The following is a 15,573-nucleotide window of genomic DNA, read 5'->3' as shown; positions in this document are numbered from 1 at the left end:
CCGTCAGTATGCGCCCTTTCCTGCCGAAGGAAAATCGGCGAACGGCAAGCGATTCCGAATATCAGGGGGAGCGTGTTCTGGTATTGTCTTGCGGTTCATTAATAAACCATACGGGACAAACAATGCGCTTGATTCTCACCCTGGTGGCAGCACTCCTGGCCGCCGGCACCGCGTCCGCAGAACGCCTCACCCTGGAACGCCTGTACGCCGATCCGGCCCTGTCCGGCCCTGGCGTACGCGCCCTCAAAGTTTCGCCGGATGGCGCCCGCGTCACTTTCCTGCGCGCGCGCCAGGACGACCAGTACCAGATGGACCTGTGGGAATACAATATGAAGGACAAGACCACGCGCCGCCTGGTCGACTCCAAAGTGCTGGTCCCGGTCGAGAACCTTTCGGACGCTGAAAAAGCGCTGCGCGAGCGCGCGCGTACTGCCGCACTGAAGGGCATCATTTCCTACAGCTGGTCGCCGGACGGCAAGCAGCTGCTGGTGCCGATCGCCGGAAACCTGTACCTGGTCGACCTGTCCAAGCCTGACAGCGCGCGGCTGGTGGCATCGGGCAGCGTGATCGATCCGAAGATTTCGCCAAAGGGCAAATACGTATCCTTCGTGCGCGACCAGAACCTGTTCGTGATCGACCTGGCCACGGGCAAGGAGCGCCAGCTGACCACCGACGGCAAGGGCACGGTGCATAACGGCGAAGCCGAATTCGTGGCGCAGGAAGAAATGCACCAGTTCACCGGCTACTACTGGGCGCCGGACGATTCCGCCATCGCCTTCCGCTGGTACGACGAAGCGCAAGTGCCGGTGGCGCGCCGCTTCGAAATCTACGCCGACCGCACTGACGTGGTGGAGCAGCGCTACCCTGCCGCCGGCGACAAGAACGCCATCGTCGGCCTGAAGATCGTGTCGCCAAGCGGCGGCGAAATCCGCGACGTGGACCTGGGCGCCAACAAGGATATCTACCTGGTGCGCGCCGACTGGAGCAAGGACGCCAAGTCGCTCTTCTTCCAGCGCCAGTCGCGCGACCAGAAGACGCTGGAGCTGGTGGCGGTCGATGCCGCCACGCTGGCGCAGCGTCCGGTGCTGACCGAGACGTCGAAAACCTGGACCACCATCAGCGACGACCTGCGCTTCCTGGAAGGCGGCAAGGGCTTCATCTGGTCGTCCGAGCGCACTGGCCGCAACCACCTGTACTTGTATGGCATGGACGGCAAACTGAAACACCCTATCTCCAAAGGCGAGTGGGGCTTTGACGACGTGCTGGCAGTGGACGAGAAAGCCGGCAAGGTCTTCGTTTCCTCCAACAAAGATGCGGTCTACGACAAGCAAGTCTATGAATTGAAACTGGACGGCTCCACCGCCGACAAGCCAAAGCGCATCACCCAGGCCGATGGCTGGCACGATGCCGCCTTCTCCAAGCATGGCGAAGTATTCGTCGATACCTGGTCCGATCCGGCCAATCCGCCGCAGGTGGCGATCCGCCGCCCGGACGGCAGCTTGGTGAGCTGGCTGGATGAAAACAAGGTCAATGAATCCCACCCATACTTCAAGTACAAGCCCGACCTGCTGCCGGTCGAATTCGGCAGCATGAAGGCCAAGGACGGCCAGACCCTGTACTACTCGATGATCAAGCCGTACAAATTCGACGCCAGCAAGAAGTATCCGGTCTACCTGTCCACGTACGGCGGCCCGCACTCGCAGCACGTGACGCGCCGCTGGGACGGCGGCCAATTCGACCAGTACATGGCGCAGCAAGGCTATGTGGTGTTCCGCCTGGATAACCGCGGCTCCTCGCGGCGCGAGCGCGTCTTCACCGACGCCATCTACCGCAACCTGGGCAAGGTCGAAGTGGAAGACCAGCTGACCGGCATCGACTGGCTGGGCGCCCAGCCTTACGTGGATGCCAAGCGTATCGGCGTGTACGGCTGGAGCTACGGCGGCTTCATGACCCTGCGCCTGCTGTCGCAAGGTTCGGACAAGATCGCTGCCGGCGTTTCGGGCGCGCCAGTGACCGACTGGGGCCTGTATGACACCCACTACACCGAGCAGTTCATGGACCGTCCTTCCGACAATCCGGATGGTTACAAGCAGTCGAACGTGTTCTACCACGTCGACGGCCTGAAATCGAAATTGCTGCTGATCCACGGCATGGCGGACGACAACGTCCTGTTCACCAACACCACCAAGATGATCGATGCGCTGGTGAACCGCGGCGTGCAGTTCGAGCTGATGACCTACCCGGGCGCCAAGCACGGCGTATCGAACCGCCTGGCCAAGCGCCACGTGCAGACCTACATCGACGCGTTCTTCCGCAAGAACCTGCATCCGGAATCGAACTGAGGCCCGGTCCCTGGACGCCGAAGCCCGCCCGCGCAAGCCGGCGGGTTTTTTCTTTGTCGATTTGCGCGCCAGTCAATCGTCGTGCTGGTACGATCAACCAAACCTGACGGAGGCGCCATGTCCCTGCAACTGTTCTACCATCCCCTTTCTTCCTATTCCATGAAGGCGCTGATTGCGCTCTATGAGAACGGAACGCCGTTCGAGTACCGCATGCTGTCTCCGGATCATGCCGACAATTACGCGAAGTTTGCCGGAATGTGGCCGATCCAGAAGTTCCCTATCCTGCTGGATGGTGAACGCATGGTGGTGGAAGCCAGCATCGTGATCGAGCATCTTTCGCTTTACTATCCCGGTCCGGTGCGACTGCTGCCGGCCGACCCCAAAGCGGCACTGGAAGTACGCATGATGGACCGCTTCTTCGACAACCATATCGCCACGCCGCAGCAAAAGCTGGTGGCGGATGTCCTGCGCCCCGCCGATCAGCGAGATCCGCTTGGCGTGGCGGAGGCCAAGGGCAAACTGGAGACGGCTTATGTGTGGCTCGATAAAGTCATGGCGAACCGCACCTGGGCGGCGGGCGAAGAATTCAGCATGGCCGATTGCGCGGCCGCGCCTTTTCTCCTGTACGCACACTGGTCGCACCCGATTCCGGCGAAGCACGAACATGTGATGGCATACCTGGCGCGCCTGCGCGCGCGCCCATCGTTCGCACGCTGCTGGGCCGAGGCAAAGCCATACCGCCACATGTTCCCGCTCGGGGTTCCCGCAGGTGAAGAGTAACCTTTAGCCTGCATCAAAACGCCATTGGTTTGGACAGCGAGACTGTCCAGATCATGGGCTGGATCGCAATGAATCTCGTACTCCCCGTCCTGGCGCCGCTATTGTTGGTATTTCTCGCCGGAAGCGTTTGCACGTCTCACGGAAAATTGCGATCCCGGCTCCGTGTAATCCGGGCTGTAAAGGATGGCCAGCTAGGCTGGCTGGCGGTCGTTTTTTCTGCAAACGCCATTTTTGAGCCCAATCGTGTCGTCAACCCACCGGGATGGACAGGACTGGTCCTGACATGCTGCATCGCACTCCTCACCGTATCAAGCATGTCGTCAGTATTCGGAGCATTGTTCCCGGTTCCAGAATTAGGAATGCAACATTCACTTCGTTCACGTATTTTCCATTACCGATTGTTGAGCGCGTCCGTCTTCTTTGTATTGATTGGGGCAATTTTGCTTTGCATAGTTCATTTTGTGCTTGAGCCCGCTTGCAAATAGCCAGCGAACTGCGACACTGGATTGAAATAGTCTGAGGAGAGCGAAATGAGGAGGTGGATTGAAGAGTTTTTCAGCGACGAAGAGCGTGCGTCAAACTTAATTTTGAGTTGGATGGTGGCCGTAGGCGCGACAAGCTTCTTAGTCGCAGTGAGCGCCATCCTGATTATGCGATAGGCCGAAGGCTGCTGCCTTCGGCCAACTTGGAGAGGATTATTGGCGGTTGCCGCGGTCGATCAGTTCGTCGGTGGCATCGTCGATGGCTTCGCGCAGGTCGCCGCGCTGTTTCTGCAGCTTCCCTTCCACTTGCTTGGCGATACCTTTACCCTGCTGCTTCGAGCTGCCGACCAGTTCACCAGTTTCCTCCTGGATCTTGCCGCCAATCTCTTTGGCTTTGCCCTTCACTTGGTCCTTGTTCATGATGCGCTCCTCTTAAAAAAGTGCGACGAGCAAATCATACGAACAGGCATTGCCGGTCACTGTTCGCAAGCTAACATAACTAAGGCTTACGCCAGACTGAAGCCAGCCACGGCTGCTGTTCACGCGGCAATCCTGCCGGACGGTAATAATGCGTGATGGGCTCGAAGCCGGCAGCAGTGACCACGGCCGACCAGGTTTCGAAATCGTAGTAGCAACCGTAGCGCGGACCGTTCCATCCTTCTTCGTTATGGCCGCGCGGGTTAGAGCTGAACAGGACGCCGCGCGGCTTCAACGCGGCGTACAGGCGCGCCAGCACATCGGGCAATACTGCACTGGGGACGTGGAACAGAGAGGCGTTTGCAAAGATGCCGTCGAACGATGCCGGCGGCAAGGTGAGTGCGACGAAATCCTGATGCAGGACGGTGCAGCCGCTCCAGCGCTGCGCCATGTCGACGAAATGGGCCGAGCCGTCGAGGCCGACCGGCTCATGCCCAAGTGACTTGAAGGTACGCAGGTCGCGTCCGGGGCCGCAGCCCAGGTCGAGAATGCGGAACGGAGGTATTCCTTCAATCGCATCGAGCAGCGCCGCGATGTTCTGGCTAACGTCGTGGTCGCGCGTGCCCTCCAGGAAGGCTTGCGCGTTGCGTTCGTAATGTTCCAGCGTGCGGCGGGTGATCTGCTCGATGTCGTCCATGCCCCTACTTTACCAGACGCGCACGCGCTGTTCCGGCGCCAGGTACAGCTTCTGGCCCGGCTTCACGTCGTAGGCCTGGTACCAGGCGTCCAGGTTGCGCACGGTGTAGGTGCGCCACTTGGCCGGCGAGTGGCCGTCGGTCATGACCTGGTTGCGCAGAGCGGCATCGCGTTCCTTCTGTGCCCAGCTGGCGGCATAACCGTTGAAGAACTCACGGTCCTGCGCCGGCGTGAACTTGCCGCCGATCGACACATGGTAGGCATCCAGCGCTGCGGCCAGGCCGGCCAGGTCGGCCAGGTTTTCGCTCAGGGTCAGGGTGCCGTTCAATTTCAGGTCAGGGAAAGCTTCGTACGCGTTGTACTGGGCGACCAGTGCTGCCGCGGCTTTCTGGAAATGCTCGCCGTCTTCCTTGGTCCACCAGTCGCGCAGGCGGCCTTTGGAATCGAACTGGGCGCCCTGGTCGTCGAAGCTATGGCTGATTTCGTGGCCGATCACCGAACCGATGGCGCCGTAGTTCAGCGCGTCGCTGGCTTTGGCGTCAAAGAATGGCGGCTGCAGGATGGCGGCAGGGAAGTTCAGCGCGTTCTGCATTGGCATGTTCACCGCGTTCACGATGTGCGGAGGCATGCACCATTCGGTCGGATCGACCTTCTTGCCCAGCTTGGCCAACTGCTGCTTGTAATGGAACTGCTCGGCGCGCAGTGCGTTGCCCATTGCATCGTCAGGCTTGATTTCCAGGCCTTCGTAGGAAGTCCATTTATCCGGATAGCCGACGCCAACGTACAGGGTGCGCAGTTTTTCCTGTGCTTCCTTCTTGGTGGCAGGCGCCATCCAGTCCAGCGCATCGATGCGCTTGTGGAATGCGTTGACGATATTGGTCACCATGGCTTGCAGGCGCACCTTGGATTCTGCCGGGAAGTAGCGGTCAACGTACATTTTGCCCGCTGCATCCGGTACCGCGCCGTTGACGGAGGCCAGGCCGCGTTTCCAGCGTGGCGACAGCTGCGGCGTGCCATTCATGGTGCGGCCATAGAATTCGAAACGCTGGTCGACGAAGGCTTTCGGAAGGGTACCGCCGAAGTGATTCACAGTATGGAAGGCCAGGAAGTCTTTCCATGCCTGCAGCGGCATCTCGTTCACCAGGGCCGCGCTGCCGATGATGGCGCTTGGGTGGTAGACGATGAACTTGTCCTGCTTGCCCAGGCCTGCAGCGCGGAAGAAGGCGCGCCAGTCCATGCCTGGGGCCTTGGCGGCGAAATCGCGCATGGTCCAGTTGTTGTTGGCTTTCTGGATGTCGGCGGAGTCTTCGCGCGTCACATGGGTTTGCGCCAGCTTGCGTTCCAGTTCGAAGACGCGGGCGGCGCGGGCTTCCGGCTCGCTGTAGCCGGCCAGCTTCAGCATGGCGGCGATGTGGGCCTGGTAGGCGGTACGCAGCTGCTGCATGCGCTGGTTGTCATCCAGGTAGTAGGCGCGGTCCGGCATGCCGAGGCCGCCCTGCAGGATGTAAGGAATGTAGTGGTTAGGGTCCTTCAGGCCTTGCGCGATCCAGATGCCAAACAGGTTCTCGGTGTAGAAGTTGGTGGAGTTCAGCGGGTCCACGTCGGCGCGCACGGTACCTGCCAGGGCGCGCACCAGGCTGGCCTTGTCCTTGATGGCGTCGATTTTTTCCAGTTCAGGCTTGAGCGACTTCAGGCCACGCGCCTCGATGCCTGCTTCGTCCATGTAGGCGTGGTAATAGTCGGTCACGCGGCGGGTGTCGCCACTTGGGGACTTGGCGGCGGTTTCCTCGATCAGTTTGACGATGCGCTCATTGGTAGCATCACCCAGCGCGGAACCGGCGCCCCAGCTGCCCTTGTCGGCCGGAATCTGGGTCTTGGCCAGCCATTCGGCATTCACGTGGCCGAAGAAATCGTCGCCGGCGGCCGGCACGGTCAGCGGGGTTTGGGCGGCCGGCGCCGGGGCTGCCTGTTGGGCAATTGCGGGAGCCAGGCCGAAGGCTGCTCCACAGAAAGCCAGGGTAAAGGCCAGCTTGAGCGGCGTGACGCGGATAGTTGCTTGCATGTTTGTATCCCTATGTAGTCGTTTTAAATGGCGGAATAGGCCAGATTGCACTCTAGCGGCAACTCACTTTTGACAAGGGACAAATGCGACAGGCTGCAAATTTCCGGGACGAGCTGCAAAAAGCTGGGAATGCTGTGCAGCGATGCCAACGGTTCTGAAAAACTTGCTGCACTCCCCTCTTGAATCGCTATATAGTTCACCTACAGCAACGCCTATCAATAAGGAGATTTTCATGAAGCTCGAAGCCCTGTTCCAGAATCCAACCGCGTTGCCAACTGCGCCGAAGGTTGTAGAGGAGTTGATCAGCAGCTTCGACAAGGCTAGCGTTTCGACCGAAGAAATTGCCAAAAAGCTGTCGGCCGACCCGGTGTTGAGCGCCAAACTGCTGCGCCTGGCCAATTCCGCGTATTACCACGTGTCGCGCTCCATCGGCACCGTGGAAGACGCCGTGCTGATGCTGGGCTTCGTTACCGTGCGCACGCTCGTGATCAGCTCCGGCCTGGTGAGCGGCTTCAAGACCGTGCCGGGCCTGGACCTGCGCCAGTTCTGGCGCTACAGCCTGCGTACCGCGGTGGGCGCCAAGTTCATTGCCAAGGCCTGCAAACAGAATACCGACCTCGCCTTCACCATCGGCATGATGCATGCGATCGGCCAGCTGGTGATCCACGCCGGCATGCCGGAACAGGCGCTGGCGCTCGACAAGGTTGCCGGCCCGCTCGACCCGCGCCGCCTGGATACCGAAAATGCCTCGCTCGGGTACAACTATGCTGACGTCGGCGCCGAACTGGCCCGCCGCTGGAAGTTCCCGCCAACCTTCTCCGATACGATTGCCGCCATCCCCAACCCGGGCGAAAACGAGTTGGCCGCAGTGATCCACCTGGCCGCCTGGCGCGCCCGCATCGACGAGAACAAGCTGACCCCTGACGAGATCGCCGCCTGCTACCCGACCGAGGTCGCCGAAAGCCTGGGCCTGGAGGAAAATGCCCTGATCGACCAGATGCCGTCGCTGGACGAGCTCAGCGCAGGCCTCGACGAACTGATCAAATAACCAACGTTTTGCTTAATTAGTGCCGTTGCTGCCCTTTGGGATGGGGGCGCAACGGCAATTTTTTTGGAATTTTCTCAAATATTTTTCAAAAAGACCCTAAAGTTCCTTCCGAGCCTGACGTTAATCCTGACATGCGGTACTCCGCGCACAGAATCCAAGGCTCAAAATGACCTCGACCCAAGTCCTCGCTACGTACGAAAAAATTGCCGGTTTGACCAGCCAGATGGTGGGCGCCGCGCAATCCAGCGACTGGGATGCACTTGACCGCATGGAAAACCAGTGCGCGGCGGCTTCGGTTGCCCTGATGGGCGGCGCTGCCCCATTGCAGGGCGATGCCCGCAAACGCAAGATCGAACTGCTGAAACAAATCATGGCCAACGACCGCGCTATCCGCGACGTGACCGATCCTTGGCAGAATCGCCTGCACGGCTGATTCCAGGGAATTGAAGAAGAAGGCGCCTGCGGGCGCTTTTTTTCGCCTTGCCGCCGCGGGAATGAAAAAGGCGCCCGCATGGGGCGCCTTGGAATCCGGAGGGGCGAACACCAGGTATCTCCTGGCGTCGCCTCAGCGCCGGTTGCACCCGGCGTTCAAATCGCCTCAGTCGGCAATGAACTGCTTCCAGACGGGGTCGTTTCTTCAACGTCACTCTGTGGTTCGCGTCACGCTATCGGTGGTGACTGCGACAGAACCCGGTCCGTGTGAACCCAGTATAACCCAGGTAAAAAAATCTTGTCTAGCACCGAAAAGCAAGAGTGGTTGCTATTGTGCAGCCAGCTGCTCAGCCTCGTCCGGGACTGCTTCCACAACTTCCGCCTCGCCTTTTTTGCGGAAAGATTGCCAGATCTTCAGCGGCCCATTGGCTTGGCGTTTGCGCAGGAAGAAGATCATTCCGCCGAGCGCGGCCAGGCCCGCGAGGACGCCGCCGCCGATCATGATGAGCCGTTTGCGGGAATTTCCTGCCAGGTCGGCGGCGACGCCGGGCTTGACCGGGGTCACTCCCGGCTTGACCGGAGCGGATGAAGGCTTGGTGGCGAGGGCAGCCGGCTTTCCGGCGGCAGCCTCGACTTTCAGTGCGGCGGCTGGCGGCGTAGCCGGCGTTGCTGCTGTAGAGACGGCGCCCCCGGCCGGTGCGATCATCGCCGATTGAAGGCGACGCACTTTGCCTTCGATGTCGGACAATTTACTGGTCATGGCCTGGCATTGCTGGAGCTGGGCCGCTACTTGTTTATCCGGGGCGCAGGACTGGGGCTGGGCAGGCGCGGCCACGGGAACGTGACGCGCGGCGGCGGGCAACCTGGCAACTGCCGCGACTGGCGCAGCTTGCGGCGCGGCTGCGGTTGGCGGCACGGCAGCGACTGGCGGCGCGGTTGCGTTTGGCGGCGTGACTACAGCCGGCGCCGCGGCTGAGGGCGAAGGCTCCGTTGCGGTTGCGGGCGGCGTCGATTGTCCAGCGGCGCGGGCCTGGGCCTGTTCCAAAGCCTTCTGCTTGCGATAGGCAAACGCTCTTTGCGCCGCCTCATTTAGCCCTGCCTCCGCGCTTTCCTGGGCGCCTGGCGGAGCGGCTGGCGGAGTCACAGTAGCTGGGGTGGTTACTGCGGAGGGCGCAGCTGGTGCAGCCGTCGCCGGCTGCGCAACAGCAATGCGTGCTGCGCGTTGCGACGGCGGTTCAGGTGTCAGCCAGAGCGAGGCCGCACGGATCGCCTGCTTTCCACCGCTGCTCAATTCCAGAAAAATGTGCAGGGCATCCGCATTCACAGGCTGCAGCGTGGTCAGGTGGAGGAAGCGCTTATTATCGCGCCTGGCAATGGCGATATTCAGGCCACCCAGCACCGGCGGCACCTGAAGGCCGGCCACTTTGAATACATCGGGGTTCGCCAGCCTGGCCTGGATTTCCGCCAGATCGGCTGCCGTCAAGTCAACGAGCTCGATATCGGCCGACAACTGCTGGCCGATATGCGAATTAACCTTCACTTCCCCCAGCTCGGCTGCCCGCAGCGGGCCGCCGATGCCAAGAACCAGCAGCGCCAGCGCGAAAGTGCTCAAGGTCAATCGTTTGCTTAGCATGGAAGACAGGCCTATTTCTCTGATGTACACATTAACGGCAGAAAATCCCAATTTTGTAGGTCCTGCAGCGCCAGCAACATGGAGTTACAATTCAGACATCACTTTTCAATCATGGAGCAAGCGATGAACAGCCGAATCGAGCGCGACAGTTTTGGGCCAATCGAAGTCCCGGCCAGCCAATTGTGGGGCGCCCAGACCCAGCGCTCGCTCGAGCACTTCCGCATTTCCAGCGAACGCATGCCGGCCGAACTGATCGCCGCGCTCGCCAGCGTGAAGCGCGCTGCCGCCAAGGTCAACGTCGACCTGGGCGTGCTCGATAGCGCCAAAGCCAACGCCATTATGCAGGCGGCCGATGAAGTCCTGGAAGGAAAGCACGCCGGCGAATTTCCGCTGGCGGTATGGCAGACCGGCTCCGGCACGCAGTCCAACATGAATATGAACGAAGTGCTGGCCAACCGCGCTTCCGAAATCCTGGGCGGCGAACGTGGCGAAGGACGCAAGCTGCACCCGAACGACGACGTCAACAAGGGCCAGTCTTCAAACGACATCTTCCCGACCGCAATGCATGTTGCGGCAGCACTGGCCGTGGCGAACAATGTGCTCCCTGCCCTGCGCCAGTTGCGCGCCACGCTGCAAGCCAAGGCAAAGGCTTTTGACGGCATCGTCAAGATCGGCCGTACCCACCTGCAGGACGCAACGCCGCTCACCTTGGGACAGGAATTTTCGGGCTATGTGGCGCAGCTGGATTATGCCGAAAAGGCCATCGATGCCGCGCTGCCCGCAGTGCTGGAACTGGCTGCCGGCGGCACCGCCGTTGGTACCGGCCTGAATTCGCATCCCGAATACGCGACGCGCATCGCCGCCGAGCTGGCGGCACGCCTGAACCTCCCCTTCCGCACCGCCGATAACAAGTTCGCCGCGCTGGCCGGGCATGACGCCCTGGTATCCGCACATGGAGCCCTGAAAACCCTGGCGACCGCCCTGATGAAGCTGGCCAATGACGTGCGCTGGATGGCATCCGGCCCGCGTTCCGGCCTGGGCGAAATCAGCATTCCTGAAAATGAGCCGGGCAGCTCGATCATGCCTGGCAAGGTCAACCCGACGCAAAGCGAGGCGCTGACCATGCTGTGCTGCCAGGTGTTCGGCAATGACGTCGCGATTACAGTCGGGGGAGCCTCCGGCAACTTCGAACTGAATGTGTTCAAGCCGCTGATCGCCCACAATTTCCTGCAAAGTGCGCGCCTGCTGGCCGACGGCATGCGCAGCTTCGAAGAGCATTGCGCGCACGGCATCGAACCTAACCTCACCCGGATTGAGGAGCTGATGGAGCGCTCGCTGATGCTGGTGACCGCGCTGGCGCCGCATATCGGTTATGATCGCGCCGCGCAAATTGCGAAGAAGGCGCAGCACGAGGGCACGACACTGAAGGAAGCAGCCCTCGCACTGGGTTTTGTGAACGAAACCCAGTTCAACGAGTGGATTGTTCCACTGGAGATGACCAAACCAGGAGGCAAGGGTTAATTTCCCGCTGGAAATACGACACCGGCCGCGCCAGCCCATCAGAAAGAGGACTAAAATGCAGAAAGTAGATTTCGAATTGACAGGCGAGTACATCGAGCTGAACCAGCTCCTGAAAGTGGTCGGCCTGTGTGATAGCGGCGGCGCCGGCAAGCAGATCGTGGCGAGCGGCGACGTCAAAGTCGACGGCAAACAGGAGTTGCGCAAGACGGCGAAGATCCGGGCGGGCCAGAAGGTGCGCCTGGGCGACGTGCAGATCGACGTCCATGCCGAGGGCAATGCTGCCTGATTGAACACGCGCATAGGGTGAGCTCCATGGATGACCCCGACCAGAAGCAAGTGCAGAGCCAGGAACAACTGATCGGTGACCTGCGACAGGTCATCGAGAATGCCGAGGAGCTGCTCAAAAATACCGACCACTACACCGGCTTGATGTATCAGGCGGCACGCGCCAAGCTGGCCCAGGCTTTGCTGGCCGCGACCGAGGAGCTGGAGCGTTGCGAGGACGCGCAGCTGTTGCGCATGATCGAAGCGACCCACCGCGCCAACCTGCTGTATCGCGACTTGTCCGGCGAAGATAAGTTAATGCGGGCGTTTCACTAGGATTTGCTGCTGCAGCCATTGCCGGAGGCTGGCGGCGACATCGAAGTTTTCATCCAGCGCGAAGGCGGCGTCCAATGCGGCGCCGACCGTTTCTCCATTCTTTAATTCTTGCAGGGCCGCGTATTCGGGCGCCTCGAGCGGCGTGACTTGGGCTGTCCATTGTGGGCGGCTGAGCAAGGCGCGGCTTGGCTGCGCCATCTCACGCGGGAATTCAGCGCCCTGGTGCGCTAGCCACAGGGGCACGATCGCCCAGTCCGATTCGAACAGATGTGCGGTCGCTTGCCATGGGAAGGCGCTTTGCTCCAGCGTTTGCGGATTGATGTCTTGCGCCTGCAAGGCTAGTTCGTGCCGCGCGTAATGGATGCGGTGCAGCTGCCATTCGAGACGGGCCATGTCGGGCAGGTAGGGCAAGTCTTGCGTGTGCGGGAAGCTGCGCAGGAATGATTCGACATGCGCGCCGAAGCAGTTCAGGTCACCGCTCTCCGAAGGTTGGGCACGGCCATATTCGCGCGCCAGCGCGGCGAAGAATTCTTCTCCAACCAATTGCGCGATCACCGGAAAGGCGGCGGCCAGCGCCTTGCGCCAGGTGGAGCTCAGGTTGCCGCGATAAAGGCTGAAACGTTCGGCGTGCTTCAGCTGCAAAGCGCTTTCTGCCTCTTCCGCGAATAAGGCGTCGGAAAATGCCTGCTGCTGTGCGGCCAGCGCAGCGTTGTCCGGCAACGGCGCCACGGGAATACCGCAGCGCCTGGCATCGAAATCAGCATCGCTGGAAGAGAATGCGGCGGCGATGGCGGCGGCTTTGCCGGCTTCGGACAGCAGGACGTCGAGGGCCGGAATGTCGGTGTCCCATTCGATCAGCGTCGGGACGGCGCCGAAACGGGCTAACGCTGCTTCGTACAGCCGCCATACGGGGTCAGCGACTTTGGCGCCGTGGTGGTCGATGACGGCTTGCGGCGTGACGAGGTGGCCGGCAAGGTGGATTTCGCCGACTGTGCCGCGAGCGATTGCCTGCAGCGCCGTGAGTGCGTCTTCCTCGTGGTTGCACTGGTTGACATAGAGGTTGTTCACGTCAAGCAGCAGGCCGCAGCCGGTGCGCTGCGCGAGGGCGGCGAGAAATTCGGCTTCGCTCATCGCATCGTCGGCAAAACGCACGAAGCTGGAGACATTTTCCAGCAGGATGGGGCGCCCCAAGGCATCTTGCATGCGCCCTACCCGCTCCTCCAGCAAGGCCAGTGCCACGTGGTTCAGCGCCAGCGGCAGCAGGTCGTTCAGGTGGCGATCGAAGACGGCGCCCCAGCTCAAGTGCTCGGAAACGAGAGCGGGCTCGATGCGCTGGGCGAGGCTGGCGACGCGCGCCAGGTGCTGCTCGCTGAAGCCGCGCGCGGAACCCAGCCCAAGGCCGACACCATGCAGGCTGATGGCGTAGTCACGCCGCAGTTCCTGCAGGACGTGGAAATCGCCGCCGGCCTGGTCGAGATAGTTTTCAGTGTGGACTTCGAGCCAGCCGGCTTTCGGCCGCTGTTCGAGGAACTGGCGGTAGTGCGGCGCCCGCAGCCCGATACCGGCACCGGCGAGCGCGCTCATTGCTTACTTGGTCTTGGCTGGGGCGGCGGTCTTGCCGCCGGCTTTTTCGCAAGTGCCTTTGGCGACGAATTTCCATTCACCGGCCAGGTTGTCGGACTTGGCCTCGCTCGCGCAGCCGTGGGTACCGGTGGCGCAGTCGTTCTGGCCGGCTTTGGCGATGCCGTAGCATTTCTCCTGTTCCGCTGGTTTGTCCGCCGCGGCGGCAGTGGCGCAAACGGTGGCGAGGGCGGCGGCGATCAGGGCTTGGCGGTTTTTCATGGTTTTTATCCTCAATATAAAAAAACCCGCAGGCACCGATGCTCGGTGCGGCGGGTTGTTTGCGGCTTGAGCGCTGCGCTCAAGCGGTGGTGTTGATGTTCTGGCCCAAGTGCGATGGCAGGTTGGCGGCGGCAGGCGCTGGCGGGATCGCTTCGATCAGGGCCTGGGCGCTGGACGCTTGCACGTCTTGTGCCTTTTTTAATACGGCGTAACCGATTTCCGTACTGTTTTTCGTATCGGCGATCGTTGTTGCTGCAGCTGCAATGCTGGTTACGTCCATTTGAATCTCCCATTGGTACCTATCCTGATTTACGGATGGGTTTTCGGGAACTTTAGGCTTGGCGCGGGATTTTTTTCATCAGCCAGTCCAGCACTGTGTCCGGGCGGTTCAGGTCGAGCCATTGCAGGCGGGGCGGCAAGCCATGCGGGGCTGGCTGGTCCGAGGCAACGGCGACGACGGTATGGTCGTCCAGGTAGCGCGGCGGCTTGCCTTCGAGGGCGCGGTAGACTTCAAGCTTGTCGATTTGCCATGCGTGGAAGCCTTCGACCAGGGTCAGGTCGGCAGGCTGCAGCCTGGCCAGCTGCTCGTCGGCGCCTGGCTCATCGGCGCCGCGCAGTTCGTGGATGATGGCAAAACGATAAGGCGAAGCGATCATCACTTCGGCAGCGCCGGCGTGGCGGAAACGGGCGCTGTCTTTCCGGGGCGGTTCCAGTTCGAAGTCGTGGTGGCTGTGCTTGATGACATTGACCTTCCAGCCGTGCGCAGCCAGGTTCTTGACCAGGTATTCGATCAGGGTGGTTTTGCCGCTGCCGGATGGGCCGGTGACGCCGAGGACGTTCTGCTTGTGCGTCATAGTGCGATCCGGTAGCGGTAGCCGCGGAATCCGAAGATTGCCTGCTTGGGCTGGAGTTTTTCCAGGATCAGGCCGGGTGCTACTTCCTCCCCTTCCCTGCGCAGGACTTTGTCGATCAGCAGCAGGCGGTCGGCGGGGTTCTTCGAGTACATATAGCCGCCCAGGGTAATCTGGGGGATGGCGCGCTGGATTGGCTCCGGGAGTTCTCGCAAGGACTGCACTTGCTCTTCTACTGGCGCCGGTGCTGGCAGCTGCGGCGCGGCCTGCGCTGCGGCGGGCGCTTGCTGGGCAGGCGGCTGAACGGGGACGTGTGTTTGTGCGGCGCTTTGCGCCGGCGCGGCAGTTTGCGCGGCGACGCGCTCCGTGGTGGCGGTTGGCACCACTGGGTTGGCCGCCCTGGGCGTACCGGCGTCAGGACGCGCTGCGGGGGCAGCTGGTACGGGAGCGGAATGCGCACCGGCGAAAGGGGCGGGCGAGATTGCTGGCCGCACTTCAGCGGCAGGCGGCTGCGCAGAGCTTTGCGATTGGGCGATAGGTCCCGGCTGGATGGGGGAAGGCGGTTGCGCCGCGGCTGGCGGCTGGGCGGCGGCTGGCGGCTGTGTGGCAAGCTGCGGCTGGCTGGCGGCTGGCAGCTGGGTGGCGAGCTGCGGCTGGCTGGCGGCCGGCGGCTGGCGCAGCAGCATCGCGGCAAGGCCGGCGATCGCGATGGCCATCAGGGCCATGGCCACGATCACTGGCGTGCGTTTGCTGCGCGCGCCCTGCCCGGCCGGTGTGTTAACGAGCGTCGGCGCGTGAATGGTGGGGGCGCTGCCGATCTGGCGTTCGGCCTGTGCTTTTTTCAGTGCTTCGAGAATATAGGACATA

16 protein-coding genes are annotated in these 15,573 nt (G+C 61.6%); 7 read left to right on the top strand and 9 right to left on the bottom strand.

Annotation, left to right across the window (positions count from 1 at the left end):
* Positions 1–122: 122 nt before the first annotated feature.
* Together GM658_RS08115 and GM658_RS08110 are read left to right on the top strand one after the other, a co-directional pair.
* Entirely contained in the window at positions 123–2,342 is a 2,220-nt protein-coding gene (locus tag GM658_RS08115; protein ID WP_155453515.1) for a S9 family peptidase, read from the top strand.
* A 117-nt stretch (positions 2,343–2,459) separates the two neighbouring features.
* Positions 2,460–3,122 (top strand): glutathione S-transferase family protein, encoded by a 663-nt coding sequence (locus GM658_RS08110; protein WP_155453514.1) that lies wholly within the window; start codon positions 2,460–2,462, stop codon positions 3,120–3,122.
* A gap of 695 nt (positions 3,123–3,817) precedes the next feature.
* Here the strand turns inward: GM658_RS08110 and GM658_RS08105 are convergent.
* From GM658_RS08105 to GM658_RS08095, 3 genes are all read right to left on the bottom strand, one after another.
* Positions 3,818–4,024: a CsbD family protein gene (locus GM658_RS08105; protein WP_155453513.1), complete on the bottom strand. Its 207-nt coding sequence runs from the start codon at positions 4,022–4,024 to the stop codon at positions 3,818–3,820.
* 79 nt (positions 4,025–4,103) lie between these two features.
* On the bottom strand, positions 4,104–4,718 hold the full coding sequence (locus GM658_RS08100) for a class I SAM-dependent methyltransferase (RefSeq protein ID WP_155453512.1): 615 nt from the start codon (positions 4,716–4,718) through the stop codon (positions 4,104–4,106).
* A gap of 9 nt (positions 4,719–4,727) precedes the next feature.
* Complete coding sequence (locus GM658_RS08095; RefSeq protein WP_155453511.1) at positions 4,728–6,779, bottom strand: M13 family metallopeptidase; 2,052 nt, start codon at positions 6,777–6,779, stop codon at positions 4,728–4,730.
* 232 nt (positions 6,780–7,011) lie between these two features.
* Between GM658_RS08095 and GM658_RS08090 the strand changes: the two genes are divergently transcribed.
* Complete coding sequence (locus GM658_RS08090) at positions 7,012–7,827, top strand: HDOD domain-containing protein (RefSeq protein WP_155453510.1); 816 nt, start codon at positions 7,012–7,014, stop codon at positions 7,825–7,827.
* 166 nt (positions 7,828–7,993) lie between these two features.
* Complete coding sequence (locus GM658_RS08085; protein WP_155453509.1) at positions 7,994–8,260, top strand: flagellar protein FliT; 267 nt, start codon at positions 7,994–7,996, stop codon at positions 8,258–8,260.
* Between the two features lie 327 nt (positions 8,261–8,587).
* Here the strand turns inward: GM658_RS08085 and GM658_RS08080 are convergent, their stop codons facing one another.
* Positions 8,588–9,892 carry a type IV pilus assembly protein FimV gene (locus GM658_RS08080; protein ID WP_211841834.1) on the bottom strand — a complete coding sequence of 435 codons (1,305 nt, stop codon included), beginning with the start codon at positions 9,890–9,892 and terminating at the stop codon, positions 8,588–8,590.
* A gap of 123 nt (positions 9,893–10,015) precedes the next feature.
* On the opposite strand from GM658_RS08080, the gene fumC reads away from it, so the two are divergent.
* From fumC to GM658_RS08065, 3 genes are read left to right on the top strand one after another with little or no spacing between them, the layout of a single operon-like run.
* Positions 10,016–11,413, top strand: a complete 1,398-nt coding sequence (gene fumC, locus GM658_RS08075; RefSeq protein ID WP_155453507.1) for a class II fumarate hydratase — start codon at positions 10,016–10,018, stop codon at positions 11,411–11,413.
* A gap of 55 nt (positions 11,414–11,468) precedes the next feature.
* Positions 11,469–11,699, top strand: a complete 231-nt coding sequence (locus GM658_RS08070; protein ID WP_155453506.1) for an RNA-binding S4 domain-containing protein — start codon at positions 11,469–11,471, stop codon at positions 11,697–11,699.
* A 26-nt stretch (positions 11,700–11,725) separates the two neighbouring features.
* Positions 11,726–12,013 carry a DUF883 family protein gene (locus GM658_RS08065; protein ID WP_155453505.1) on the top strand — a complete coding sequence of 96 codons (288 nt, stop codon included), beginning with the start codon at positions 11,726–11,728 and terminating at the stop codon, positions 12,011–12,013.
* Here GM658_RS08065 and bufB read toward each other — a convergent pair.
* From bufB to GM658_RS08040, 5 genes are all read right to left on the bottom strand, one after another.
* Complete coding sequence (bufB, locus tag GM658_RS08060) at positions 11,993–13,597, bottom strand: MNIO family bufferin maturase (protein ID WP_155453504.1); 1,605 nt, start codon at positions 13,595–13,597, stop codon at positions 11,993–11,995. The two genes, GM658_RS08065 and bufB, sit on opposite strands and share 21 nt — an antisense overlap.
* A 3-nt stretch (positions 13,598–13,600) precedes the next feature.
* Positions 13,601–13,855 (bottom strand): BufA1 family periplasmic bufferin-type metallophore, encoded by a 255-nt coding sequence (locus tag GM658_RS08055; RefSeq protein ID WP_155453503.1) that lies wholly within the window; start codon positions 13,853–13,855, stop codon positions 13,601–13,603.
* A 79-nt stretch (positions 13,856–13,934) separates the two neighbouring features.
* Positions 13,935–14,135, bottom strand: coding sequence for a YjfB family protein (locus GM658_RS08050; protein WP_155453502.1), 201 nt, complete (start codon positions 14,133–14,135; stop codon positions 13,935–13,937).
* Positions 14,136–14,187: 52 nt separating this feature from the next.
* Positions 14,188–14,709: a molybdopterin-guanine dinucleotide biosynthesis protein B gene (mobB, locus tag GM658_RS08045; protein ID WP_155453501.1), complete on the bottom strand. Its 522-nt coding sequence runs from the start codon at positions 14,707–14,709 to the stop codon at positions 14,188–14,190.
* Entirely contained in the window at positions 14,706–15,572 is an 867-nt protein-coding gene (locus tag GM658_RS08040) for a general secretion pathway protein GspB (RefSeq protein WP_155453500.1), read from the bottom strand. Before GM658_RS08040 ends, mobB begins: the two co-directional genes overlap by 4 nt.
* Position 15,573 lies beyond the last annotated feature (1 nt).

The sequence above is a fragment of the Massilia eburnea genome (assembly GCF_009720745.1).
Classification (GTDB): domain Bacteria; phylum Pseudomonadota; class Gammaproteobacteria; order Burkholderiales; family Burkholderiaceae_D; genus Rugamonas; species Rugamonas eburnea.
Note: the sequence above shows the minus strand (reverse complement) of the source record. Positions and strands in the feature narration are given on the sequence as shown.

What these genes read in the sequence shown, in the direction of transcription:
- GM658_RS08115 (WP_155453515.1), top strand. Translation starts at nt 123, where the DNA reads ATGCGCTTGATTCTCACCCTGGTGGCAGCACTCCTGGCCGCCGGCACC.
- GM658_RS08110 (WP_155453514.1), top strand. Translation starts at nt 2,460, where the DNA reads ATGTCCCTGCAACTGTTCTACCATCCCCTTTCTTCCTATTCCATGAAG.
- GM658_RS08105 (WP_155453513.1), bottom strand. Translation starts at nt 4,024, where the DNA reads ATGAACAAGGACCAAGTGAAGGGCAAAGCCAAAGAGATTGGCGGCAAG.
- GM658_RS08100 (WP_155453512.1), bottom strand. Translation starts at nt 4,718, where the DNA reads ATGGACGACATCGAGCAGATCACCCGCCGCACGCTGGAACATTACGAA.
- GM658_RS08095 (WP_155453511.1), bottom strand. Translation starts at nt 6,779, where the DNA reads ATGCAAGCAACTATCCGCGTCACGCCGCTCAAGCTGGCCTTTACCCTG.
- GM658_RS08090 (WP_155453510.1), top strand. Translation starts at nt 7,012, where the DNA reads ATGAAGCTCGAAGCCCTGTTCCAGAATCCAACCGCGTTGCCAACTGCG.
- GM658_RS08085 (WP_155453509.1), top strand. Translation starts at nt 7,994, where the DNA reads ATGACCTCGACCCAAGTCCTCGCTACGTACGAAAAAATTGCCGGTTTG.
- GM658_RS08080 (WP_211841834.1), bottom strand. Translation starts at nt 9,892, where the DNA reads ATGCTAAGCAAACGATTGACCTTGAGCACTTTCGCGCTGGCGCTGCTG.
- fumC (WP_155453507.1), top strand. Translation starts at nt 10,016, where the DNA reads ATGAACAGCCGAATCGAGCGCGACAGTTTTGGGCCAATCGAAGTCCCG.
- GM658_RS08070 (WP_155453506.1), top strand. Translation starts at nt 11,469, where the DNA reads ATGCAGAAAGTAGATTTCGAATTGACAGGCGAGTACATCGAGCTGAAC.
- GM658_RS08065 (WP_155453505.1), top strand. Translation starts at nt 11,726, where the DNA reads ATGGATGACCCCGACCAGAAGCAAGTGCAGAGCCAGGAACAACTGATC.
- bufB (WP_155453504.1), bottom strand. Translation starts at nt 13,597, where the DNA reads ATGAGCGCGCTCGCCGGTGCCGGTATCGGGCTGCGGGCGCCGCACTAC.
- GM658_RS08055 (WP_155453503.1), bottom strand. Translation starts at nt 13,855, where the DNA reads ATGAAAAACCGCCAAGCCCTGATCGCCGCCGCCCTCGCCACCGTTTGC.
- GM658_RS08050 (WP_155453502.1), bottom strand. Translation starts at nt 14,135, where the DNA reads ATGGACGTAACCAGCATTGCAGCTGCAGCAACAACGATCGCCGATACG.
- mobB (WP_155453501.1), bottom strand. Translation starts at nt 14,709, where the DNA reads ATGACGCACAAGCAGAACGTCCTCGGCGTCACCGGCCCATCCGGCAGC.
- GM658_RS08040 (WP_155453500.1), bottom strand. Translation starts at nt 15,572, where the DNA reads ATGTCCTATATTCTCGAAGCACTGAAAAAAGCACAGGCCGAACGCCAG.